The 21,259-nt window shown below is 69.3% G+C and carries 24 protein-coding genes; 7 read left to right on the top strand and 17 right to left on the bottom strand.

Annotated elements, in window-relative coordinates:
- Window positions 1-57: 57 nt before the first annotated feature.
- The 4 genes from VI123_RS01990 to VI123_RS01975 all read right to left on the bottom strand — a co-directional run bounded on the left by VI123_RS01990 (window position 58) and on the right by VI123_RS01975 (window position 3,047).
- A complete protein-coding gene (locus tag VI123_RS01990) occupies window positions 58-711 on the bottom strand; it encodes a non-canonical purine NTP pyrophosphatase (RefSeq protein WP_336336402.1) in 654 nt (217 codons plus the stop codon).
- An 81-nt stretch (window positions 712-792) separates the two neighbouring features.
- Window positions 793-1,068: a DUF5808 domain-containing protein gene (locus tag VI123_RS01985; protein ID WP_336336401.1), complete on the bottom strand. Its 276-nt coding sequence runs from the start codon at window positions 1,066-1,068 to the stop codon at window positions 793-795.
- A 303-nt stretch (window positions 1,069-1,371) separates the two neighbouring features.
- Window positions 1,372-2,517, bottom strand: coding sequence for a citrate synthase (gene citZ / locus VI123_RS01980; protein ID WP_336336400.1), 1,146 nt, complete (start codon window positions 2,515-2,517; stop codon window positions 1,372-1,374).
- A 167-nt stretch (window positions 2,518-2,684) separates the two neighbouring features.
- Window positions 2,685-3,047 (bottom strand): hypothetical protein, encoded by a 363-nt coding sequence (locus VI123_RS01975; protein WP_336336399.1) that lies wholly within the window; start codon window positions 3,045-3,047, stop codon window positions 2,685-2,687.
- Between the two features lie 146 nt (window positions 3,048-3,193).
- Between VI123_RS01975 and VI123_RS01970 the strand changes: the two genes are divergently transcribed.
- Window positions 3,194-4,417 carry a potassium channel family protein gene (locus VI123_RS01970; RefSeq protein WP_336336398.1) on the top strand — a complete coding sequence of 408 codons (1,224 nt, stop codon included), beginning with the start codon at window positions 3,194-3,196 and terminating at the stop codon, window positions 4,415-4,417.
- 4 nt (window positions 4,418-4,421) lie between these two features.
- Here VI123_RS01970 and VI123_RS01965 read toward each other — a convergent pair whose 3' ends face one another.
- Complete coding sequence (locus tag VI123_RS01965; protein ID WP_455429067.1) at window positions 4,422-4,673, bottom strand: DUF7536 family protein; 252 nt, start codon at window positions 4,671-4,673, stop codon at window positions 4,422-4,424.
- A 99-nt stretch (window positions 4,674-4,772) separates the two neighbouring features.
- Here VI123_RS01965 and VI123_RS01960 point away from each other — a divergent pair, with 99 nt between their 5' ends.
- A complete protein-coding gene (locus VI123_RS01960; RefSeq protein ID WP_336336397.1) occupies window positions 4,773-5,729 on the top strand; it encodes a succinylglutamate desuccinylase/aspartoacylase family protein in 957 nt (318 codons plus the stop codon).
- 111 nt (window positions 5,730-5,840) lie between these two features.
- Here the strand turns inward: VI123_RS01960 and VI123_RS01955 are convergent, their stop codons facing one another.
- The 3 genes from VI123_RS01955 to VI123_RS01945 all read right to left on the bottom strand — a co-directional run bounded on the left by VI123_RS01955 (window position 5,841) and on the right by VI123_RS01945 (window position 7,736).
- A complete protein-coding gene (locus VI123_RS01955; protein WP_336336396.1) occupies window positions 5,841-6,044 on the bottom strand; it encodes a hypothetical protein in 204 nt (67 codons plus the stop codon).
- Between the two features lie 56 nt (window positions 6,045-6,100).
- A complete protein-coding gene (locus tag VI123_RS01950) occupies window positions 6,101-6,295 on the bottom strand; it encodes a hypothetical protein (RefSeq protein WP_336336395.1) in 195 nt (64 codons plus the stop codon).
- 175 nt (window positions 6,296-6,470) lie between these two features.
- Entirely contained in the window at window positions 6,471-7,736 is a 1,266-nt protein-coding gene (locus VI123_RS01945) for a tRNA(Ile)(2)-agmatinylcytidine synthase (RefSeq protein ID WP_336336394.1), read from the bottom strand.
- A gap of 128 nt (window positions 7,737-7,864) precedes the next feature.
- On the opposite strand from VI123_RS01945, the gene VI123_RS01940 reads away from it, so the two are divergent.
- On the top strand, window positions 7,865-8,833 hold the full coding sequence (locus VI123_RS01940) for a transcriptional regulator (protein ID WP_336336393.1): 969 nt from the start codon (window positions 7,865-7,867) through the stop codon (window positions 8,831-8,833).
- 25 nt (window positions 8,834-8,858) lie between these two features.
- Here the strand turns inward: VI123_RS01940 and VI123_RS01935 are convergent, their stop codons facing one another.
- Both VI123_RS01935 and pyrE read right to left on the bottom strand, forming a co-directional pair.
- Window positions 8,859-9,107, bottom strand: a complete 249-nt coding sequence (locus tag VI123_RS01935) for a glutathione S-transferase N-terminal domain-containing protein (protein ID WP_336336392.1) — start codon at window positions 9,105-9,107, stop codon at window positions 8,859-8,861.
- 75 nt (window positions 9,108-9,182) lie between these two features.
- Window positions 9,183-9,734, bottom strand: coding sequence for an orotate phosphoribosyltransferase (gene pyrE, locus VI123_RS01930; RefSeq protein WP_336336391.1), 552 nt, complete (start codon window positions 9,732-9,734; stop codon window positions 9,183-9,185).
- Window positions 9,735-9,828: 94 nt separating this feature from the next.
- On the opposite strand from pyrE, the gene glmM reads away from it, so the two are divergent.
- Window positions 9,829-11,205, top strand: a complete 1,377-nt coding sequence (gene glmM / locus VI123_RS01925) for a phosphoglucosamine mutase (protein WP_336336390.1) — start codon at window positions 9,829-9,831, stop codon at window positions 11,203-11,205.
- Here the strand turns inward: glmM and VI123_RS01920 are convergent.
- The 6 genes from VI123_RS01920 to VI123_RS01895 all read right to left on the bottom strand — a co-directional run bounded on the left by VI123_RS01920 (window position 11,190) and on the right by VI123_RS01895 (window position 16,488).
- A complete protein-coding gene (locus tag VI123_RS01920; protein ID WP_336336389.1) occupies window positions 11,190-12,308 on the bottom strand; it encodes a DUF7118 family protein in 1,119 nt (372 codons plus the stop codon). The two genes, glmM and VI123_RS01920, sit on opposite strands and share 16 nt — an antisense overlap.
- Window positions 12,308-12,670: a phosphoribosyl-AMP cyclohydrolase gene (gene hisI / locus VI123_RS01915; protein ID WP_336336388.1), complete on the bottom strand. Its 363-nt coding sequence runs from the start codon at window positions 12,668-12,670 to the stop codon at window positions 12,308-12,310. The genes VI123_RS01920 and hisI overlap by 1 nt, the downstream gene beginning before the upstream one ends.
- A gap of 42 nt (window positions 12,671-12,712) precedes the next feature.
- A complete protein-coding gene (locus tag VI123_RS01910) occupies window positions 12,713-13,732 on the bottom strand; it encodes an A24 family peptidase (protein ID WP_336337364.1) in 1,020 nt (339 codons plus the stop codon).
- A gap of 100 nt (window positions 13,733-13,832) precedes the next feature.
- A complete protein-coding gene (fer1, locus tag VI123_RS01905; RefSeq protein ID WP_336336387.1) occupies window positions 13,833-14,222 on the bottom strand; it encodes a ferredoxin Fer1 in 390 nt (129 codons plus the stop codon).
- 127 nt (window positions 14,223-14,349) lie between these two features.
- Window positions 14,350-15,558 carry an inorganic phosphate transporter gene (locus VI123_RS01900; protein WP_336336386.1) on the bottom strand — a complete coding sequence of 403 codons (1,209 nt, stop codon included), beginning with the start codon at window positions 15,556-15,558 and terminating at the stop codon, window positions 14,350-14,352.
- A 69-nt stretch (window positions 15,559-15,627) separates the two neighbouring features.
- Window positions 15,628-16,488, bottom strand: a complete 861-nt coding sequence (locus tag VI123_RS01895; protein ID WP_336336385.1) for a hypothetical protein — start codon at window positions 16,486-16,488, stop codon at window positions 15,628-15,630.
- A 110-nt stretch (window positions 16,489-16,598) separates the two neighbouring features.
- Between VI123_RS01895 and hisA the strand changes: the two genes are divergently transcribed.
- Window positions 16,599-17,339, top strand: a complete 741-nt coding sequence (gene hisA / locus VI123_RS01890) for a 1-(5-phosphoribosyl)-5-[(5-phosphoribosylamino)methylideneamino]imidazole-4-carboxamide isomerase (protein ID WP_336336384.1) — start codon at window positions 16,599-16,601, stop codon at window positions 17,337-17,339.
- A 46-nt stretch (window positions 17,340-17,385) separates the two neighbouring features.
- Window positions 17,386-17,988 carry a class I SAM-dependent methyltransferase gene (locus tag VI123_RS01885; RefSeq protein ID WP_336336383.1) on the top strand — a complete coding sequence of 201 codons (603 nt, stop codon included), beginning with the start codon at window positions 17,386-17,388 and terminating at the stop codon, window positions 17,986-17,988.
- Between the two features lies 1 nt (window position 17,989).
- Here VI123_RS01885 and VI123_RS01880 read toward each other — a convergent pair whose 3' ends face one another.
- Window positions 17,990-18,382 carry a nuclear transport factor 2 family protein gene (locus VI123_RS01880; RefSeq protein ID WP_336336382.1) on the bottom strand — a complete coding sequence of 131 codons (393 nt, stop codon included), beginning with the start codon at window positions 18,380-18,382 and terminating at the stop codon, window positions 17,990-17,992.
- 105 nt (window positions 18,383-18,487) lie between these two features.
- Here VI123_RS01880 and mutS point away from each other — a divergent pair, with 105 nt between their 5' ends.
- On the top strand, window positions 18,488-21,223 hold the full coding sequence (gene mutS, locus VI123_RS01875) for a DNA mismatch repair protein MutS (protein ID WP_336336381.1): 2,736 nt from the start codon (window positions 18,488-18,490) through the stop codon (window positions 21,221-21,223).
- The last annotated feature ends 36 nt before the right edge of the window (window positions 21,224-21,259 follow it).

Genomic DNA, 21,259 nt, shown 5'->3' with positions numbered 1-21,259 from the left:
GCGCCCCGGCCGCTGGAACTTCCGAGGGATGCGACGCATCCCTCGACGGACGGTTCGCTACCGCTCACCGTACCACTCCGCGAACTTCGCCAGCGCCCGCCCGCGGTGGGAGATGGCGTTCTTCTGTTCGGTGCTCATCTCCGCGAAGGTCGTCCCGTCGTGTTCGAAGATAGGGTCGAAGCCGAACCCGCTCTCGCCGCGGGGCGCGACGATGTCGCCGGGCACGCGGCCCTCGAACAGTTTCACCGGCACGGTCTCGCCATCGTCGACCTGCTCGTCCGTCGTCGCCGCAGCGCGGTCGTCGGCCGCCAGGTCCTGTCCGCGCCGGTCCTCGCGGTCGATGCCGTCCGGGTCGGGGGTCGCCTCGAAGCCCTCGCCGTCGCAGTAGGCGATGACCGTCTTGAACGCCGCCGCCCGGTCCTCTTCCGGTTCGGTCATGCGCCAGACGCGCTCGACGCCGACCGTGTCCTCGACGTAGGAGGAGTACGGGCCGGGGAACCCGTCGAAGGCGTCGATGAACAGCCCCGCGTCGTCGACGATGACCGGCCCGTCCGCCGCCCGGTAGGCCGCCCGCGCCCCCTCGGCCGCGACCGATTTCAGGTCGTCGGCCTGGACCTCCGGGTAGTCGAAGTCGAACTGTCTGATGTCGTCGTCGAGGTACTCGGTCGCCTCCCGGACCTTCCCGGGGTTGGTCGTGACGAAATTGAGCATACCGGCACACCGCGCCCGGCGACAAAAGAGCCGTCGAAACGGCGTTCGTCCGAGTGTTGGGGCCGCTCCGCCCTGGGGGCGTCAGTCGACGACGACTTCGACCGGCTCGTCCTCGCTCTCGGAGTCGAACTCCTCGCCGCTGCCGCCGCGTTCGAGATACAGCATCACGCCGGCGACCGCCAGCACGACCCACGAGCGCCAGTTCGCCAGGTTCAGCGTGTAGCCGATGCCGAAGGGCTTCTCGACCAGCATGTCCTCGCCCGGCTTCCAGTAGGCCGACACCAACCGCTTGAGGCTCGGTCGTTCGAAGTTATACGGCACGCCGAACAAGGTTCCCGACTGGGGTTTTTCTGCCATAGCGGGGTCTACTCGGGCCGAGGTTAAACCATTTGTCCACCACCTTTTTCGTCGTCGCCGTTCCTCGCTCGCTCCGCTCGCTGCGGAGACGGCTCCTCGAAAAACGTGGGCGAAGAAGTCGGAATCGCCGCGGGGCGGCGATTCCGGCTTCGCCGCCGGACGCTAGGTCCTGCCCTCCCCGTCTTCGTGCTCAAAGCGAGCGAAGGCCCGTCAGAGCAGAGGTCTGACGGAGGTTCGCGCGATGGAACGTTCTCACGGCCACACAGCGGGTCAGGCTTCGAAAAACTGCGGCCAGAGAGCGTCTTACCGCTCGTCCAGCGGCACGAACGTCGTGTCTTCCGGCTTCGCACCGACGTACCGGGCGCGGGGTCGAATCAGGCGGTTGTCCTCGATGTACTCGAAGACGTGGGCGACCCAGCCGCCCACGCGGGACATCGCGAAGATGGGGGTGTAGATGTCGATGGGGATGCCCATCTGGTAGTACGTCGACGCCGAGTAGAAGTCGACGTTCGGGGCCAGCCCCTTCTCCTCCATGAGGTAGTCCTCGATGGTGGTCGACATCTCGTACCACTTGAGCGTGCCGGCGGCCTCGCCGAGTTCCTTCGAGCGCTCGCCGAGAATCTTCGCCCGGGGGTCCTTGACGTTGTAGACGCGGTGGCCGAACCCGGAGACACGGCGGCCCTCGTCGAGGGCGTTTTTGACCCACTCCAGCGGGTCGGACTCGGCGTCGTCGACCTCCTTTAGCATCTCCATAACGTCCTGGTTCGCGCCGCCGTGGAGCGGTCCCTTCAGCGTCCCGATGGCGGAGGTGACCGCGCTGTGGACGTCCGACAGCGTCGACGCCGTCGTGATGGCCGAGAACGTCGAGGCGTTGAGCCCGTGGTCGGCGTGGAGCACGAGCGCCTGGTCGAACACGTCCGCCAGCACGTCGTCGGGCTCCTCCCCGTTGAGCATGTAGAGGAAGTTCGCCGCGTGGTCGAGGTCGTCCCGGGGTTCGACGGGCTCGTTGCCGTCGCGGATGCGGGTGAACGCCGCGATGATTGTCGGAATCTTGGCCGTAATGCGGCGACCCGTCTCGAGGTTGACCGTCTCGTCGGTCGGCTCGGCGTCCTCGGGCGCGGGGTCGTACGCCGAGAGCATCGACACGGCGGTCCGGAGCGCCGCCATCGGGTCCTCGTCGGCCTCGGCGAGCTGGCGGACCGTCGAGATGACGTCGTCGTCCACCTCGCGTGCGTCCACCATCGCACGCTTGAACTCGGAGAGTTCGTCCCGGTTGGGCAGGTGGCCGTGCCAGAGCAGGTACAGCACCTCTTCGTAGCTGGCACCTTTGGCGAGGTCCTCGATGGTGTACCCCCGATACACGAGTTTGCCAGCGTCGCCGTCGATAACGCTGAGTTCGGACTCGGCGACGATGACACCCTCGAGTCCCTTCTTGAGGTCGTCGGACATACGCAATCAGTTCCCTACCTGCCGGGAAAAACATTTTCTTTCCAAGCGTGTGTGCCACAATGTCAGGACCGCAGGGCTGGACGTTCGTTCAGTTATCCGTCGCTGTGACCGCGGTGCCGGTAGTCACAGCGCCGTCGGGGCGACTGGGCGCGCCGTCGGGGAGCCCGCTACCGGTCCGACCGCGTTTCGGAGACCGTCCTCACGAGTTCGGTCACGGGGAAGCTGTCGTCGTAATCGAAGGACGCGAAGACCCCCTCGTACCGCTTCGAGGGGAAGACGAACACGACGATGTCCTCGAAAAACAACGTCTGTGCGTTGAACCGCCCCTCCCCGATGAGCGATTTGAAGTCGTCCCCCGTGACTGTGTGTGCCATGATGAGCTTGTACGCTTCGTCGAGGTCGCTATCGGAGTACTTGCCCGCCACGTCGTCGCGGATGTGCTCGATTTCGAAGGTGGTGCTGTGGAGGTCGGCGACGACGCGAGGCTTGGAGTCCCCGAAGTTCTGGATAATGTCGGCTGTCTCGGACATGTGAAGACAAATTTCGCTGAACTGAAAAGAAGCGTGGAATGGGTACAGGCCGTGCGTCGTCGCTGTTCGTCCCGCCAGGCCGGAATTCGCGCTACCGTTCCACACAGTGAGGAACGCTTTTGCTCGGGGCCGTCGAACCGGCGGCTATGGACCCGACAGGGACGGTCGAGTACGAACCGGTCAGCGTCAAGCAGGTGCTGGCCGAGATGAAAGACACCGCCGAGTTGCTCATCGACCTCTCGTACTCGGCCGTCCTGCTGGGGAGCGACGACGTGGCCGCGGAGGTGCTCGAACTGGAGGAGAAGATGGACGTGCTCCAGTTGCGCGCGCGCATGAGCCTCCTGATGGCCTGCCGGTCGACGGCGGACGCGGAGGCGCTGGCCCCCGTCCTGGGGATGGTCGGGGCCGCGGAGAAGATAAGCGACGCCGCCGGCGACATCGCCAAGGTCGTACTGGAGGACATCGGCCTCCCGGACACGATGCGGGCGGCGCTGCCCGAGGCGGTCGAGACGCTCGTGCGGGCGACAATCGGGTCGGACTCGCCGCTGGCCGGCGAGACGCTCGGGGGCCTGAACCTCGAAACCGAGACCGGCGTCCGCGCGCTGGCGGTTCGCCGGCAGGGGAACTGGCTGCTCAACCCCGACCGGGAGACGCGCCTCGAAGCGGGCGACGTGGTGCTGTTCCGGGGCCCCGAGACCGGCGTCGCCGAGGTCTACCGGGACGCGACCGGCGACGCGTACGAACCGCCGGAGCCGCCGGAGGGTGGCGTCCGCGACCTCGAACGGGCCGTCGACTCCATCGTGCTGATGAAGGACATGGGCGAACTGGCGGTCGACCTGGCCTACGGGGCGGTGCTGTTCGACAGCGCGGAGGTCGCAGAAGAAGTGGTCGAACTCGAAGCCGAGGTCGACGCGCTCCAGTCCCGGTTCGAGGCCTGGACGCTCCGGGCCGCCGCCGATATCGACGACCCGGTGTCGCTGCGGGGCCTCGTCCACCTAGCCCGGTCGACGGAGGTCATCTCCGACGCCGCGCTGGAGATGAGCGAGGGCGTCCTGCGGGGGCTGTCGACCCACCCGGTCGTCGCCGAGGCCGTTCAGGAGTCCGACGAGGTCATCGTCCGGACCACGGTGTACCCCGACAGCGACCTCGCCGGGCGGACCATCGGCGACGCGGCGGTCAAGACGGCGACGGGCATGCGCATCATCGCCGTCCGGCGGGCGGCCGGCGAGAGCGAGCGCACCGGCCGGGAGGGCGGCGACTGGGTCATCTCGCCGGGGCCGGAGACGGAGATTCGGACCGGCGACGTGCTCATCGCGAAAGGGACACGAACCGGCGGCGACCGGCTCACGGACCTGACCGGCGGCGAGTAGCCCGCTACTGTCTGGCGAGTCGAACGGCCGACACGACCGTGAGAAGCGCCGTCAGCAGGCCGCCCAGGGAGACAGCGAGGACGAACGCCAGCCCGACGTAGAAGCCCATCGGGCGCGCGGTCCCGGGCAGGACGAAGAGGGCGAACAGCCCGGCCGTGAACAGGCCGGCGAGCGCGAAGCCGAGCTTCGCGTTGCGTGGCACGTTCAGCGCCGCGACCATCGCCGCTTTGCCGCTCCGTGGCTCGGACTGGGACACACCGACGGGTAGGGACGGCGGCCTCAAGATGCCGTCGGTCCGTCGCAACCGCCGGTGAAATCCGAACCAGTAAAGGCTCCCAGGGCAAACGTGAGAACAATGGTTACTTTCGGTACGGCGACCGCCGCCCCCGGTGAGAAGGACACGGGGCGGCTGGAGGTCGGTGAGACCCGCGACGGGTCGGCGTTCGGGCTACCGGTCGCCGTCGTCAACGGCGTCGACGACGGACGGACCCTCTACATACAGGCGGCCAGCGACGGCGACGAACTGAACGGCGTCGGCGTCATCCAGCGGACGCTCCCGAAACTCGACCCGACGGAGCTGTCCGGGACGATTCTGGTCTGTGGCGTCGTCAACTACCACGCCTTCCAGGTCGCCGAGCACCGCAACCCCATCGACGACACGAAGATGAACCGGGCGTACCCGGGCGACAAGACCGGGACGTCCAGCGAGCGCATCGCCGCGGCGACGTTCGACGCCGCCATCAGCGCCGACTACGTGCTCGACTTACACCAGGGGTCGACCTCCCGGATGATAGACGAGGTTCGGGTCCGGTGTGGCACCCGGCATCGCCTCCACGACGAGTGTCTCGAACTGGCGAAGGTGTTCGGCTGTGGCTACATCCTCGACCAGAAGGGGCCCGACGGACAGTTGGCCCGCGCCGCGCCCGACGAGGGCGTCCCGACAATCGACCCCGAGCTCGGCGGCTGTGTCGGCTGGGACGAGCAGTCCATCCAGCGGGGCGTCGACGGCGTGTTCAACGTGTTGCGCTACTACGGCTTCCTCGACGGGCACCACGACACCCGCCCGCAGACCCGCGCCTCCGGGTTCGAACAGTACGGCTCCCCCGTGGGCGGCCTCCTCGACCTCAAGCCCGACCTCGGCGACCGCGTCTCCCGCGGCGAGACGCTGTTCGAGGTGACCGACGTGTTCGGCGAGCCCAAGGCCGAAATCACCGCCGACTCCAGCGGCGTGTTCTGGCGCGCCCGTCGGCTCCCGCAGGTCGCCACCGGCGAGTACGTCTGTTCCGTCGGGACGAACGTCGACACGTACTGACCGTCGCTTGTTTCGCCGCGTCCACACGGCTGCCGGCTCGCCGGGTCAGAAGAGCGGGGGAGAACTCCAGGACGACGAGGACGTGGTTGCCGCGCTGCTCGGGAGACTGACCTACCGCATCAGCAACGTCGAGACCGGGAAGTCGGCGTCGACGGAGAGCCACTGGTCCTCTACGTCTGTCGCCTCGACGTCCGGGGCGTAGCAGATGAGTCGCTCGCTGCCGTCGGGGCGGGAGCGCACCACGGCGGGTAGCACCCCCTCGTCGGCGTCCGTCGCCGCCGTCGCCTCGCTCGTCGACCGGGTATCGGAGTCCATGTCTCGGCTCACGACAGGTGTTACTATTGTTACCAGTGGATTATCGGGCGTAAGGGCTATTGAACGTCTTCGAGGGCGACGAGACAGTCCGAGGAAACGGCCAGCCAGTTCGTCTTCGATTCGGCGTCCGACAGGCCCGGTGGATACAGAATCGAACGCTGACCGCCGTCGGCGGCCGGCTCGTGTTCGACGGTCAGTAGTTTCTCCGTGCGACCGCCGTCCGTCGTATTCCGCTGTTGCGTGTCCGTCATCTCGTCGCTCACGCCCGCGAGTACCAGTGCTCGGGACCTTGTTATCCGGCGGCTAAATCGTGGTATATCCCCGTATTACTCGACCGTTCGCCGTGCTTACCCGCCGGTAGTCGGTTCGAACCGCGCACCCAGCCGGGACGGCCGCCGGCCGTGAAGTTCACACGACGGTATCGACTCAGCGGGCCGGGTGGGTTGGGGCGTCGAACCCGCCCCGGACCAGCGGCTTGGCGATGTGGCGGCGCGCGACCGGGGGCACCTCGTACCACCCGCGTTCGAGGGCCCGTTCGACGGGACGGTCGACCTTGCCGTCGGCGCTGGTCCCGCAGTCCCGGCACCGGTAGCCCTGGGTCCGGCCGGCGGATTTCATCGACCGGCCACAGTCCGGGCAGTCCGGCGTGACGGGCTCGGTCCGGACGAGGTCCCGGACGGCGAACTTCTCCAGTTTGAGCGTCCCGTCGCTGACCTCGCCACAGGCGGTGACCCGGTCGCCGACCCGGAGCGAGCGGACGCGGTCGCGGAATCCCTTCGTCGGTTCGAAGGCCGCACAGTCGAGGGTCGCACCGTCGCCTTCGAGCGTGACGAACACGTGGCCCCCCGCCCGCGTCTCGGGCGCGACGGCCACGTCGCCGGTGACGCGGTAGGCGCTGTCGGCCTCGACTGCGTCAAGCGGGGCGTCCTGCAGGTGCACGTCCGTCCCCTGGTTCGTCACGAACGTCGCCCGCCGGGCGATGGGTTCGCTCTCGATGGCGTCGGCGGCGGCGCGGCAGGCGCCGGGGTCGTCGCCGCGAATCCCGTAGAGAATCGGACACGGCGTCCGCGGGACACAGACCGGGTAGCCGGATTCGCGGTCGACGGTGTCCCACACGGTCGGGTAGTGCTCGTCGGCCGCGGCCCGGACGCTCTCCGTGTCGACCGTCCGCTCGGTCCCCCAGCGCTCCCGCTCGCGGTACGCGATGTGTTCGTAGGTCCAGTCCGACAGCGCGGCCCAGGCCCCGACCGCCGCGAGCGCGCCGACCAGCCCGCGGCCGTTGCCCCGCTGGCAACGAGCGAAGCCGACCACGTCGGCCAGCGTCGTCGCGGCGGTCGGGGCCTGTATCGATTGAATCGCCTCGCGGGCGAACGTCTCGACCTGCGGTGGGACGGCGTCGGGGTCGCAGTCGGCGACGACCGCGCCGGGGTTGGTGCGGGGGTCGTCGGTCTCGGCCATGTCGAGCACGTCCTCGACCAGAGTTCGCGCCGCGTCGGCGTCGAGGTCGGTATGGACGGCCAGCGCCGCGTTCCCGCGGGTCTTGTGCTCGACTGCGGGGTTCAGCCGGACGAGGAGCAGGCGCTCGACGGTCCCCCCGGCGTCCCGTATCGACGCCGCGAGGGTGGCGGCGGCGTAGGTAGTGCACATCCCTCGTTCGCGCGAGTCCGTATCGTCGAGGCCCACGACAGTCACGCTACGCTGTAGCCCCGAGGCGGTCAAACCCCTTTCGTCACGGCCGCGGTACCGCCCTGACGGCTCAACGAGCGGCGCAATGCATATAATGGGTGAACGGTCTAGACCCAGTAGAGGTACAGAGTACTATGTCACGGTCGGCGCTGGTGGAAAACGTCATGGCGATGCTCGAGGACGCTGGCTTCCTCGTCAGCGACCGCTGTGCGATTCGCCCGAAGAGTTTCGACATCGCTGCCCGTCGCGGCGAGGACGTGTTACTCCTGAAGATACTGGGCAACATCGACGCCTTCGACGCACAGACCGGGGGCGAGATGCGACGACTGGGCACCTACCTGAACGCCACGCCGATTGTGATAGGGCTCCGGACCCGGGACGAGGAGCTGAAACCCGGCGTCGTCTACTTCCGCCACGGCGTCCCGGTGCTGTCGCCCGACACCGCGATGGACCTGTTCGTCGAGGAGGTCCCGCCGCTCATCTACGCCGCGCCGGGCGGGCTCTACGTCAACATCGACTCGGAAATCCTGGCGGACGTCCGCGAGGAGCGCGACTGGTCGCTGGGCCGCCTGGCGAAGGAACTGGGCGTCTCCCGGCGGACGGTCTCGAAGTACGAGGACGGGATGGACGCGTCCGTCGAGGTCGCCGCCGAACTCGAAGACCTGTTCGACGCGCCGCTGACCTCGCCGGTGAGCGTCCTCGACGGTGCCGACGAGGTCCGCGACGACGAGCCGACGCCGGACGACCCCGACGTGGCCCCGGAAGACGAGCCAATCGTGACGGTGTTCACCCGCATCGGCTTCGAGGTCCACCCGACGGACCGCGCCCCGTTCAAGAGCGTCAACGAGAGCGAGGACCAGCGCGAGCAGATACTCGCCGGTCACTCCGCGTTCACCGAAACCGCGGAGAAGCGGGCGCGCATCATGTCCTCGGTCGGCGAGGTGACCCGGACCCGGTCGGTGTACGTCGTCGACGAACTCCGCCGGGAGTCCGTCGAGGGGACCGCCCTCATCGAGAAAGACGAGATGGCGGACATCCAGGACGCAGTCGACCTGCGGGACCTGATTATGGAGCGCGGCGAGGACCGCGAGGAAGTGGCCTGAGCCGGCGCTGGCGGGCGCAAAAGGACTACTGCCCGTAGGTCTCTTCGAGGTACTCGACGATGTCGTCGGACTCGGACATCCCGTCGACGCCGTTGTCCTCGTCGACGAGGACGGGGACGCCAGTCTGGCCCGAGACCTCCTTGACTTCGGTCCGCTCGTCGTGGGACCGCGGGACCATGTGCGACTCGTAGTCCAGCCCGAGCTCGTCGAGCTTGTCGATTACCTTCGCACAGTACGGACAGCCTTCGAGTTCGTAGAGTTCCAGGGTAGCCATTGCACCACCGGATAATGGGTCCACCGTCAAGAACACATCGGTGGTGTGTCCCGCCCGTGCAGCAGCGGCGTGTCGCTACGCGTCGACGTCGTCGGGCGCGTCGGCGAGCAGGTCCGACGCGGTCACCAGCGAGGCGAGTTCGAGGTCGTGGTCCGCGAGGTTCTCCCGAGCGCCCTCCTCGCGGTCGACGACGACGAGGACGCGGTCGACGACGGCACCGGCCTCCCGCAGCGCCTCGGCGGCGTCGACCGCGCTCTGGCCGGTGGTGGCGATGTCTTCGAGGATGATGACCTCCTCGCCGTCGGGCAGGTCCCCCTCGATGCGGTTGCCCGTGCCGTACTCCTTGGCCTGCTTGCGGGCGATGACGTAGGGGATGCCCGTCTCGACGCTTGTGACGGCCACCAGCGGGACCGCGCCGAGGGCGACGCCGGCGAGCGTGGCGTCGGTGTCCCACTCGGCGATACGCTCGGCGAAGGCCGCGGCGATGTGCGCCAGACAGTCGGGGTCGGTCTCGAAGACGTACTTGTCGACGTAGTAGTTCGACGTGCCGCCGTGGGAGAGCTCGAACTCCCCGAACTTGACGGCGTCGGCGTCCCGCAGCGCCGCGATGAGGTCGTCGTTTGCCATACGTCCACTGGACGGCGGTGTGGCTAATGGCTGTTGGAATCAGGCGGGCGAATGGCGACATTCCTAAGCCCTTCGCACTCAGACACTCGCTCGAATGCAAGTGTTCGGGTCGAGCGGCGTCCGAGGTGTCGCGGGCGAGGAGCTGACACCGCGGTACGTCCTTCGGGTTGCACAGGCCGCCGGGGACGTCTGGCGTGACGACCACGACCGCGTGGCAATCGCCCGGGACACGCGGACGACCGGCCGGACGTTCATCAACGCCGCGACCAGCGGGCTGACGGGGGTCGGGTTCGACGTCGACCGGCTCGGCGTCGTCCCGACGCCAGGGCTGCAGGCCTACTGCGAGCGCGAGGGGGTCCCCGGCGTGATGATTACCGCAAGCCACAACCCGGCCGCGTACAACGGCGTCAAGCTCGTCGGCCCCGAAGGCGTCGAGCTGACGCGGCGGACGCTCGACCACGTCGAAGCCGCGCTCCGTGCGGACGCGCCGGCGTATGCGGACTGGGAGACCATCGGGTCCGACACCGTGGTCGACAGCGCCCGCCGCCGGTACCGCGAGGGAGTCCTCGCCGCCGTCGACCGCGACCGCATCGCCGACGCCGACCTCACCGTCGTCGTCGACCCGGGCCACGGCGCGGGGTCGCTGACCAGTCCCGACCTGTTCCGGGAACTCGGCTGTGAGGTCCACACCGTCAACACCCAGCCCGACGGCCACTTCCCCGGCCGCGACCCCGAGCCCGTCGCCGAGAACCTCGAAGACCTGCGGTCGTTCGTCCGCGCGACCGACGCCGACCTCGGGGTCGCACACGACGGCGACGCCGACCGCGGGATGTTCGTCGACGAGACCGGGACCCACGTCGAGGGCGACGCCGCGCTGGCCGCGCTCGCAGCGGCGGAACTCGAGGCCGGCGACGGCGTCGTCTCGGCGGTCAACGCCTCCCAGCGGCTGGTCGACGTGGTCGAGGACGCCGGCGCGACCCTCTCGCTTACCCCCATCGGCTCAACGTACATCGTCAGCCGCATCCGCAAACTGCAGCGCGAGGGGACGCACGTCGCCATCGCCGGCGAGGGCAACGGCGGCATCCTCTTCCCCGACTACCGCATCGCCAGGGACGGCGCGTTCACCGCCGCGAAGTTCCTCGAACTCGTCGCCGAGCGGCCCGCGAGCGAGGTCGCCGCGGACTACGACGACTACTACAACGTCCGGCGGAACCTCGAATACGGGACCGAGGACGAGCGCGAGGCGATGCTCGAGGGCATCGAGGCCCACGCGAACGACGCGACGGCTGACCTCGACACGACGGACGGCTACCGCCTCGACTACGGCGACGGCTGGGTGCTGGCCCGTCCCTCCGGGACCGAGCCCGTCGTCCGCGTCTACGCCGAGGCGCGGTCGCTCGACCGGGCCGAGGAACTCGCCGAGACGATGGTCAGCCGGGCGACCCGGCAGACGAACTACAGCGGCGGATAGGTCTCCAGCGCCGTCTCGATAGCCGCCCGGTCCTCGCGGGCAGTCGCCAGTTCTTCTTCGACGGCGCCGCTCGCCAGCCGTTCTCGCTCGGCGTCGGTGAGTTCCGCACGAGCGACGGCGCTCTCCCGGAGCCGCTCGTAGTCGTCCCGGTCGGCGAGGGCGCGCACGTCCCGCAGCGCCGCGACGACGGCCTCCTCGGCGAAGCGGGCGACGACGGCGCGGTAGGCCCGGCAGTACCACGGCAGGGCGTCGGCCGACGGCGGCGGCCAGTCGATTCGGACCGGCTCGGCGTCGAGCCGCCGCAGGTACGTCTGCCGGGTGGCGACGGCGCTCCGCAGCGCCGTGGCATCGTCGACGTAGTGGTCCAGTTTCGAGGCGGAGTAGTCGGCGTACTCCAGGAGCTTCGGAATCGGCTCCCGGCCGGTGTCGTGCTCGCGGACGTAGGTCAACAGCTCCGCGGGCGGGGAGCGGAACCCGACCAGCGGGTACGCGTCCGCCCGCTCGATGACCGCCAGGACGTCCCTGGCGGGCGTGTTACGGCGGAAGTCGGTGAACGCCTCGGTGACGGCGTCGTTGTACCGCTCGATGGGGTCGCGGAGCCGTTCGACCGGCGCGTCAAGGTCGGCCTCGCCGAGCCGCCGGAGCCGTTCCAAGTCGTCGATGCGCTCGTCGAGTTCCTCGCGTCGCCGGCCGGCGGCCGTCCGGGCTTTCTTGTACTGCTCGCGCGCGTCGTCGAGTTCGTCCAGCCGCCCGACGAGGTCGCCGACCGGGGCCAGCATCTCGCGGGCCCGCTCGAAGTCGCCCTCGGTGAGCCGCCGCTGCTGGAGGAAGTCGTCGAGTTCTTCGAACGTGTCCCGCTCGGGCAGGTCCTCCGGGAGGTCCTCGGTCAGCGTCCCGACCTGCCCCTGGAATTCCATGAACGCCTCGAAGTCGCCGCCGCCGGTGGCCCGGCCGTCGTAGCTGTCGAGCAGCCGTTCGAGTTCGTCGTAGACCTCGCGGCAGTCGCGCAGCGCGTCCGCGCCGACCGCCTCGACGCGTTCCTGTGCCCGGTCGTGGGCGTCGGCGGCCGATTCGAGTCGTGCCACGGCGTCGGGTCGCGCCATCAGTACACGTCGTCGGGGTCGAACACTCGCTCGCCGACCGTCTCCCCGTCGACGGTCCGGTGGAAGCAGGACTCGTAGCCGGTGTGGCAGGCCCCGCCGGCCTGGTCGACCACGTACAGCAAGGCGTCCCCGTCGCAGTCGACCCGCACCTCCTCGACGGCCTGCGTGTGGCCGCTCGTGGCCCCCTTGTGCCAGAGTTCGTCCCGGCTCCGCGAGTAGTAGTGGGCCTCCCCCGTCTCCCGGGTCCGTTCGAGCGCTTCCTCGGTGACGTAGGCGAGCATGAGCACCTCGCCGGTGTCGGCGTCCTGGGCGACGGCCGGGATGTACTCCTGCTCGTCGAACGCGAGGTCGACGTCGGTCATACTCGGGCGGAGGCGTGTCCGAAAAATAGGTCTTCTGCTAAGTCAGGCCAGCCCGACCGCCTGCAACAGCGCGAACAGCACGTCGCCGTAGGTGAGCGAGACGACCAGCCCGGCGAACATCGGGACGAGGAAGGGGATGCCGGGCGAAATCCACACCTCGTCTCGCTCGGCGAGCACCTCCAGGCCGTCGCGGAGCTGGGCCGGCGACGTGCCGTAGGCCGAATGGTCGATGTCGTCGAGGAACCGCTCGGCACCCCAGGGGTCGTCGACGGCGTCGGAGCGGTCAGCCACCGCCTGGGCGGGGGCGTCGCCGCGGCCGGTCCCGTCCCCGTCGTCGGCTACCTCGCCGCCGTCGGTCGCCAGCGAGCCGTCGCCGGGGTCGTTCGGGACCGCCGGCAGCGAGGCGGGGCGGCGGTGCCGGTCGGGGTCGGCACGGACGTCGGCCAGCGAGCAGCCCCGCCAGCGCAGGTACATCCGGAGGGCGTCGAGGTCGAGACCGCTGCGGTCGAACCCGTCGGGCGATTCGAGCAGGCGGCCGTACTCCTCGGTGACGGCGCTTGCGGGGACGGGCCGGCCGATGAACATCGCCAGCGAGAACCGGCCCCGGGAGAGGTTGCCGGCGGCGACGGCCAGCGGGTAGGCGACGCCGGCCAGGACGGTGTTCGAGAGCACTGTCAGCGAGAAGACGCCGATGGCGCTTTGCTGGAGCGGCAGGGCGACGGTCGGCAGGTAGTACACCGGATAGACGGGGAAGAGGACGGCGACGAGCATGAACGCCTTCGCGTCGGCCCCGCCGAACCCGCCGACGAGCCAGAAGCCGTACGACAGCGGGACGACGAAGCCGAGGCTGATAGCGACCCTGATGAGGAACAGCCGCTGGCCGACCGCGGTCGGGCCGGTCCAGACAGCGTAGGCGTCCCACAGAAGGAGGGCGACCGCCAGCGCGGCCAGCGGGGTCCAGGTCCGGTTTGGCACCCGACGGGTCTTCACGTCGCGGTAGGCCGCCCACCCGAACACCGGGACGGCGACCAGCCGAAGCAGGTCCGGTATCGACCCGAGCACGGCTGTACGCAACACAGCGGTGCCCCTAATGGTTCCGATACGACGGCTGTCCGAAGCAGTCGCTACGTGGGGAAAAAGGCAGTTCGCTGCAGGGGCCGCGTTAGATGACGCGGTTCTGCAGGTAGTCGAGATGCTTCGCGTTGTAGACGATCCGGACCTCGTCGGCGTCCGGGCTGCCGATGCAGGTCAGTCGGACGTTCTTGTCTTCGACCTCCTCGTCGCTGAGGATCTGCTGCATGTCCATGTCGATGTCGCCTTCGAGAACGATGGCGGCACAGTTCGCACAGGCCCCGGCGCGGCACGAGAAGGGCCAGTCGTAGCCCTGCGCCTCGGCGGCTTCGAGGATGTACTCGCCTTCGTTCACGTCAAGGGACCCGTGGTCCTCGTCGTCGAGGTCGAGGTCCGACGCCTCTGCGAAGACGTCGTCGTCGTACATGTCCCAGCCGTTGTCGTCCACTACTTCGTAGTTAAGGTACTCTACCGTGGGCATCACCTGGCTGGTTTGAACCCCGCCCTGTTAGACTTTGCCCTTCGGGTTTAGGTCGTGCAAAATAATGAGGGACAACGCGGGGATTCGTCGGAAAATCGACGGTATCCGTGCAGGAATAGCCAACGGGTCAGAACACCGGCAGGAACCGGAACACCAGATACGCCGCGAGCGTCGCAATCGAGGGGACGACGTTCTGGAGGAAGATGACGCGGGCGGTGGTCCCCGGTTCGAACAGGTCCGACGCCGACGGGATGTCATCCCGGGACTCCTCGCCTATCGGCTCGGTCTCGGCCGGCTTCGGCGTCCCCTTCTTGCCGCCGACGGTCGGGGCGTCCGCGGCCTCTGCGTCGGTGGTCAGCGCGCCGACCGACGCCACGGGGGTCTCCCCCTGGACGGTGTCGGAGAGACTCGTCGTCCGAGTCGCGCGGCCCCAGCCGAGCCCGACGATGCTCATCGTGGCGATGATGACGAAACTCGCCGGGATGCCAAGCGCCGACAGGAAGGTGACGATGGTGGAGGCCACGGCCGCGACGACGATAGCGGCGACCAGCGGGAGGTCGGTCAGGTCGTTGCCGACCGTGTCCATCGTCCGTCGGGCGATGGTGAACGCGCCGAGGCCGATGGCGCCGCCGCCCAGCAGGATGGCCGGGTACAGGTCCAGCGAGCCGTTCCCCACGAGGGGCGCGACGGCGTTGGCGACGTTCGACGCGCCCGCCGAGAAGCCCATGTAACAGCCGATGCCGATGACGACGACGGTCCCGACGAACTCACGGAGAGTCGTGTTGTCGCCCAGCGAGGGGCGAGGTATCGCGCCGGAGCGGTCGAAATCGAGCAACGCGCCGTCGCTCTGTGAGACGGCGAACAGCTCGACGAGCCGCGGGTAGAAGTACCGGCCGATGACGCCGCTGACCCAGAACGCGATGATGGGCGAGACGAGCCACCAGGAGACGATTTCGAGCATCAGGGCGGCGTTCAGCGTCCCGCGGGCGAGGCCGAGCCCGGCGATAGCGCCGACGGCCGTCATCGATGTCGACGCCGGGACCCCGACCACGTTCGAGAGGAACAGGGCGACGCCGATGAAAAACAGGACGACGATGCTGATAAGCGGCGAGAACTGCGTCGCCACGAGGTCGCTGCCCAGGCTCTGGACGACGGCCGGCCCGACGAGGAGCCCGCCGGCCATGGCGAAGACGGTCATCAGGGCCGCCGCCGAGAGCTTCGAGAGCGTGTTCGACCCGACCGCGGGCCCGAACGCGACACCCGTGGAGGACCCCCCGATGTTGAAACCGACGAAGATAGCCACCAGAACACCGAGGGCAAAGAGAACTTCGACCATACAGGTGCCAGTCCCTCACCCCGTTAAAACGTACCGAACGGGCAGTCGTTTGCCCCGCCGGGGCTGCCCCTACGACGACCGCTCGCCGTCGGTGCCGGATTCGCCGCCCTCGTCCCCGGGGTCGTCGGCCGGAACCGTCTCCTCGACCGCCGCCGCCGTCTCCTCGACCTCGCTGGCCGTCTCCTTGGCCGCCTCGACCTCGTCTGTGACCGATTCGGCGGTCCGCTTCGCGTCGCTGGTCCTGTCTCTGACCTCGGTCGTCTTGCCCCTGACCGCAGTCGTCCTGTCTTTCGCTTCCGTCGCCTTGTCCTTGACCTCGGTCGTCCTGTCTTTCACTTCGGTCGTTCTGTCTTTCACGTCGGTGACCGTCTCGGCAGCGTCCTCGTCGCCCGTTTGGGTCGCGGTCTGTTCGACCGTCTCGGCCGTCTGCTCGACCTCGTCGACGGTTTCCTCCACCTCGTCCGCGGTCCGCTCCACCTCGCCGGCCGTCCGTTCGACCTCGTCGGCGGTCTGCTCGACGTCGTCAGCGGCCTCGTCGACCGTCTCCGCGGCGGTCTCGACTTCGTCGGCGGTCGTCTCCAGTTCCTCGGCGGTCGTCTCCAGTTGCTCCGCGGCCGCTTCGAGTTCGGCGGCCTTGGTGGCGATGTCCTCGTTGGTCCGTTGGAGGACGTTCGCGAGGACGAGGAACTGCAGGATGCCGACGACGACGAACGCCGAGATGGCGACGCTCGCCGCGCCCGCGAGCAGCGAGGCCGTACCGGCCTCTAGCGACAGGACGCCGAACGCGGACAGCCCCCAAGCCAACGTCAGGCCGGCAGCGACGACCAGCACGGCCCGTTCGAACAGCCGGTACTCGCGCTCGTAGGGCCCGAACATGACTGCTTCGAGCCGACGGGCCAGCGGTGTGAGGACGACTGTGGCAGTACCCATAGCGGACCTTTCCCAGCACACCGTAAAAGGATGGGGGTCGGCCGGGAAGTCGCGCACCGAGCGAGAACCGGACCGACACGCTTTCGACGGCCGCCGCCGGACCACTGCCCATGTTTCCCGAGTTCGAGGTCGTCCCCGCGGTCGACATGCAGGACGGACAGGTGGTCCAGCTGGTCGGCGGCGAGCGCGGCACCGAGAAGACCTACGGCGACCCGGTCGAGGCCGCACGGCGGTGGGTCGACGCCGGCGCGCGGACGCTCCACCTCGTCGACCTCGACGGCGCGTTCGAGGGCGAGCGCCAGAACGCGGCGGCCATCGACGCCGTCCTCGACGCGGTGGGAGACGACGCCGACGTACAGCTGGGCGGGGGTATCCGGACCGCCGAGGACGCCGTCTCGCTGCTCGACCGCGGGCTGGACCGCGTCATCCTCGGGACCGCCGCCGTCGAGACGCCCGAAATCGTCGGCGAAATCAGCGAGGCACACCCCGGCAGCGTGCTCGTGAGCCTCGACGCGAAAGGCGGCGAAGTCGTGGTGTCGGGCTGGACCGAAGGCACGGGACTCGACCCCGCCGAGGCCGCCGGTCGCTACGCCGACCTCGGGGCCGGCGGCATCCTCTTTACCGACGTGGACGTGGAGGGACAGCTGGAGGGGGTTCGCACCAACCCGGTCCGCCGGCTGGTCGAAGCCGTCGACGTCCCGGTCGTCGCCAGCGGCGGCGTGGCGACCGTCGACGACGTGCTGGCGCTCCGGTCGGCCGGGGCCGCCGCCGTCGTCGTCGGCAGCGCCCTCTACGAGGGGCAGTTCACGCTCGCGGCGGCGATGGCCGCGCTCGGCGAGTCATCGGACTAGGTCGGGGTGGCTGAACGCATAACTGTGTGGCGCACTCACAAGAGGTATGGACCGCAACGAGGTGCGTCGGGCGTGGGACAGCGTCTCCGAGGCCTACGCCGAGCGGCGTGACCCTTCCGGGTCGGACGCCGCCCTGCTCGACGATCTGCTCGAACGGCTTCCCGACGCGCCGACAGTCCTCGACGTGGGCTGTGGCGACGGCGCGCGGACTCTGGCGAACCTCCCGCCGGGCAGCGTCGGCCTCGACTTCTCGCGCGTCGGGCTCGCCCTCGCCGCCGAGACGGTGCCCGAGAGCCGGCTCGTGCAGGGGGACATGACGGCACTGCCACTCGCGACCGACAGCGTCGACGCGGTCACGGCCTACCACGCCGTCTTCCACGTCCCACGGGACCAGCACCCGGCCGTATACCGGGAGTTCGCCCGCGTGCTCCGGCCGGGCGGCACCGTGTTGATGACGCTCCCGAGCGGGCGGTTCGAGACCGTCCGGCGGGGCTGGATGGGCGGGTCGATGTTCTTCTCGGCCCCTGGCCGGCGGGCGACCCTCGACCAGCTGGCCGACGCCGGCTTCACCGGGACGGAGACGGTCACTGCGACGGACCCGCTGGGGAGCGACAGCGAGTTCGTCTTCGCCACGCTCGCCGCGGACTGAGTCACCCGCGCAGGTCGTCGGCGGTGCTGACGTGCATGCCGACGAACTGCCACGGCCGCTCCCGGCCGGTGGCTTCGAGCGTCCCGCTCCAGCGCGTGTCGTACTCGTGACGGTCCCCACCCTCGGCGTCGGTCCAGCACAGTCGCACGTCGTCGCTGAACCACGCGTAGCCCTCGCGCTCTGTCACCCGGAGCGCGCGGCTCTCGACGGTCCAGTCCGTCGTCGTCTCGGTCTGTCCCCGCAGGCCCGCGCGGACGGCCTCGGTCCCGACCAGCCGCTCGGAGATGCCGAACTTGACGACCTCGCGGTCGCCGTCAGCGGCGAAGAAGGGGCCGAGCGGGTCGCCGGCCCGGAGCGCCGCGTAGTAGGCCTCGATTGTCTCGGTCGCGTTCATACTCGGTCCCACGGCCTCCAGCCCCTTCACTGGCTCCCGCCGGCGGCCGCGACCGCACTGTCCCGACCCGCAATCCTTACGCCGCGGACGGTCGCACGGACGTGTATGACAGAGGCGACGGGAATCGTCGGGGAGTTTCTCTCGCTCAAGGAGGGGACCGACGCGGACCTGCTGGCGATGCAGTGTGGCGACTTCTACGAGTTCTTCGCCGAGGACGCCGAAATCGTCGCCGACGAGCTCGACCTGAAGGTGAGCCAGAAGTCCTCCCACGGCTCGTCGTACCCGATGGCGGGGGTGCCGGTCGACGACCTGACGCCGTACGTCTCCGCGCTAGTCGAGCGGGGCTACCGGGTCGCCGTCGCCGACCAGCACGAGACCGAGAGCGGCCACGCCCGGGAGATAACGCGGGTCGTCACACCCGGGACACACCTAGAGACCGGCGACGAGTCGGCGCAGTACCTCGCCGCAGTGGTTCGAGAGGCCGGCCGGGACGGCGGTGACACCTACGGCATCGCCGCGACGGACGTGACCACCGGCCAGTTCCAGGTCACGCAACTGGACGACGCCGACGCGGGCGAGGCGCTGACGGAGTTGTACACGTTCGCGCCGGCCGAAATCCTCCCCGGACCGGAGTTGCGCAACGACGACGCGTTCCTCGACCGCCTGCGCGAGCGGACGGACGCGGCGCTGACCCTGCACGATTCGGCGTCGTTCGAGCCGGGGCGGGCGAGCCACACCGTCCGCGAGCAGTTCGGGAGCGAGACGGTCGACAGCGTCGGCATCGGCGAGCAGGACGCCGCGGTGCGGGCCGCGGGCGCGGTGCTGTCCTACGTTGAGGACACCGGCGTCGGCACGCTGGCGGCGGTCACGCGCCTGCAGGCGTACGGCGAGCGCGACCACGTCGATCTCGACGCGACGACCCAGCGCAACCTCGAACTCACCGAGACGATGCAGGGCGACAGTTCGGGGTCGCTGTTCGACACCATCGACCACACCGTCACGGCCGCCGGCGGGCGACTGCTCCGGCAGTGGCTCCAGCGACCCCGGCGCAACCGGGCCGAACTCCGGCGGCGGCAGTCCTGCGTGGCGGCGCTGTCGGAGGCGGCGATGGCCCGCGAGCGGATTCGGGAGACGCTGGCGGACGCCTACGACCTCGAACGGCTGGCCGCCCGGGCCACCTCCGGGAGCGCCGACGCGCGGGACCTGCGGGCGGTCCAGGAGACGCTGGCGCTGCTGGGCCGGGTCGCAGACACCGTCGCCGAGACCGAGCGGCTGGCCGAGTCGCCGCTTGCCGACGCTCTCGACGGCGCTGACCGCGAGGCGGCCGACGCGCTGGCCGCGGAGCTGGACGGCGCGTTGGTCGCGGACCCGCCGGGGACGGTGCGCCAGGGCGGCCTGTTCGAGCGAGGGTACGACGCCGACCTCGACGAGGTCATCGACGAGCACGAGGCCGCCCTGGAGTGGCTGGAGACGCTGCCGGACCGCGAGAAGGAGCGGACCGGCATCACCCACCTCTCGGTCGACCGGAACAAGACCGACGGCTACTACATCCAGGTCGGCAAGAGCGAGACCGACGCCGTTCCCGAGGAGTACCAGCACGTCAAGACGCTGAAAAACTCCAAGCGCTACACCACGCCCGAACTCGACGAGAAGGAGCGGGACGTGCTGCGCTTGGAGGAGCGCCGCCACGACATGGAGTACGAGCGCTTTCAGGAACTCCGCGAGCGAGTGGCCGAGCGCGCGACGCTGCTACAAGACGTGGGCCGGGCGCTGGCGGAACTGGACGCGTTCGCGTCGCTTTCGGTCCACGCCGTCGAGAACGACTGGACCCGGCCGGCGGTCGTCGAGGGCGACGAGCTCGCCATCGAGGCCGGCCGCCACCCGGTCGTCGAACAGACCACCGAGTTCGTCCCGAACGACCTCTACATGGGCGCTGACCGGCAGTTCCTCATCGTCACCGGCCCGAACATGAGCGGGAAGTCCACGTACATGCGCCAGGCCGCGCTCATCACGCTACTCGCCCAGGTGGGCAGTTTCGTGCCGGCGCGGTCGGCGACGGTCGGGATGGTCGACGGCATCTTCACCCGCGTCGGCGCGCTGGACGAACTCGCACAGGGGCGCTCGACGTTCATGGTCGAGATGCAGGAGCTGTCGAACATCCTCCACTCGGCGACCGAAGAATCACTCGTGATACTTGACGAGGTGGGTCGCGGGACGGCCACCTTCGACGGCATCTCGATAGCCTGGGCGGCCACGGAGTACATCGTCAACTCCGTCCGGTCGAAGACGCTGTTTGCGACCCACTACCACGAGCTGACCGCGTTGGGCGAGGAGCTGCCGGCCGTCGAGAACGTCCACGTCGCGGTCGACGGCGAGCCCCGCGCCGCGGACGGGGACGGCGATGTGACCTTCCTCCGGACGGTGCGTGAGGGGCCGACCGACCGCTCCTACGGCGTCCACGTCGCCGACCTCGCCGGCGTCCCCGAGCCGGTCGTCGCCCGCTCACAGGAGGTGCTGGACCGCCTTCGCGACGACAAGGCCATCGAGGTGCGGGGCAGCGAGGGGGCCGGCGGCGGGACGACACAGGCCGTCTTCGACCTGGACTCGGGGCAGTTCAAGGGCGCGTCGGAAGACGCCGGGACCGGCGAGCCGGTAGCGACCGACGGGAGTCCCGAACACGCGCCCGGGACCGGGAGCGGCGGTGACGACCCCACGGCGTCGCTCGACCCCGAGGCCGAAGCCGTCCTCTCGGAGCTGACGGGCCTGGACGTCACCGAGACGCCGCCGGTCGAGCTGATGGCGAAAGTCCAGGAGTGGCAGGCCGAGCTGGACGACGAGTAACGGCCCCGATTCTCATTGAAGATACTCGCGCCGCAA

Source organism: Haloarcula sp. DT43 (assembly GCF_037078405.1).
GTDB classification, from domain to species: domain Archaea; phylum Halobacteriota; class Halobacteria; order Halobacteriales; family Haloarculaceae; genus Haloarcula; species Haloarcula brevis.
This window is presented reverse-complemented; position numbering and strand designations above follow the sequence as displayed.

Coding starts and splice junctions, on each gene's coding strand:
- hisI (WP_336336388.1), bottom strand. CDS start 12,670: ATGACCGACGTCGACCTCGCGTTCGACGAGCAGGAGTACATCCCGGCC.
- VI123_RS01920 (WP_336336389.1), bottom strand. CDS start 12,308: ATGGCGCGACCCGACGCCGTGGCACGACTCGAATCGGCCGCCGACGCC.
- mutS (WP_336336381.1), top strand. CDS start 18,488: ATGACAGAGGCGACGGGAATCGTCGGGGAGTTTCTCTCGCTCAAGGAG.
- VI123_RS01975 (WP_336336399.1), bottom strand. CDS start 3,047: ATGTCCGAGACAGCCGACATTATCCAGAACTTCGGGGACTCCAAGCCT.
- VI123_RS01970 (WP_336336398.1), top strand. CDS start 3,194: ATGGACCCGACAGGGACGGTCGAGTACGAACCGGTCAGCGTCAAGCAG.
- VI123_RS01900 (WP_336336386.1), bottom strand. CDS start 15,558: ATGGTCGAAGTTCTCTTTGCCCTCGGTGTTCTGGTGGCTATCTTCGTC.
- hisA (WP_336336384.1), top strand. CDS start 16,599: ATGTTTCCCGAGTTCGAGGTCGTCCCCGCGGTCGACATGCAGGACGGA.
- VI123_RS01935 (WP_336336392.1), bottom strand. CDS start 9,107: ATGGCTACCCTGGAACTCTACGAACTCGAAGGCTGTCCGTACTGTGCG.
- citZ (WP_336336400.1), bottom strand. CDS start 2,517: ATGTCCGACGACCTCAAGAAGGGACTCGAGGGTGTCATCGTCGCCGAG.
- VI123_RS01960 (WP_336336397.1), top strand. CDS start 4,773: ATGGTTACTTTCGGTACGGCGACCGCCGCCCCCGGTGAGAAGGACACG.
- VI123_RS01990 (WP_336336402.1), bottom strand. CDS start 711: ATGCTCAATTTCGTCACGACCAACCCCGGGAAGGTCCGGGAGGCGACC.
- VI123_RS01880 (WP_336336382.1), bottom strand. CDS start 18,382: ATGAACGCGACCGAGACAATCGAGGCCTACTACGCGGCGCTCCGGGCC.
- VI123_RS01950 (WP_336336395.1), bottom strand. CDS start 6,295: ATGACGGACACGCAACAGCGGAATACGACGGACGGCGGTCGCACGGAG.
- glmM (WP_336336390.1), top strand. CDS start 9,829: ATGCAAGTGTTCGGGTCGAGCGGCGTCCGAGGTGTCGCGGGCGAGGAG.
- VI123_RS01955 (WP_336336396.1), bottom strand. CDS start 6,044: ATGGACTCCGATACCCGGTCGACGAGCGAGGCGACGGCGGCGACGGAC.
- VI123_RS01985 (WP_336336401.1), bottom strand. CDS start 1,068: ATGGCAGAAAAACCCCAGTCGGGAACCTTGTTCGGCGTGCCGTATAAC.
- VI123_RS01940 (WP_336336393.1), top strand. CDS start 7,865: ATGTCACGGTCGGCGCTGGTGGAAAACGTCATGGCGATGCTCGAGGAC.
- fer1 (WP_336336387.1), bottom strand. CDS start 14,222: ATGCCCACGGTAGAGTACCTTAACTACGAAGTAGTGGACGACAACGGC.
- VI123_RS01895 (WP_336336385.1), bottom strand. CDS start 16,488: ATGGGTACTGCCACAGTCGTCCTCACACCGCTGGCCCGTCGGCTCGAA.
- pyrE (WP_336336391.1), bottom strand. CDS start 9,734: ATGGCAAACGACGACCTCATCGCGGCGCTGCGGGACGCCGACGCCGTC.
- VI123_RS01885 (WP_336336383.1), top strand. CDS start 17,386: ATGGACCGCAACGAGGTGCGTCGGGCGTGGGACAGCGTCTCCGAGGCC.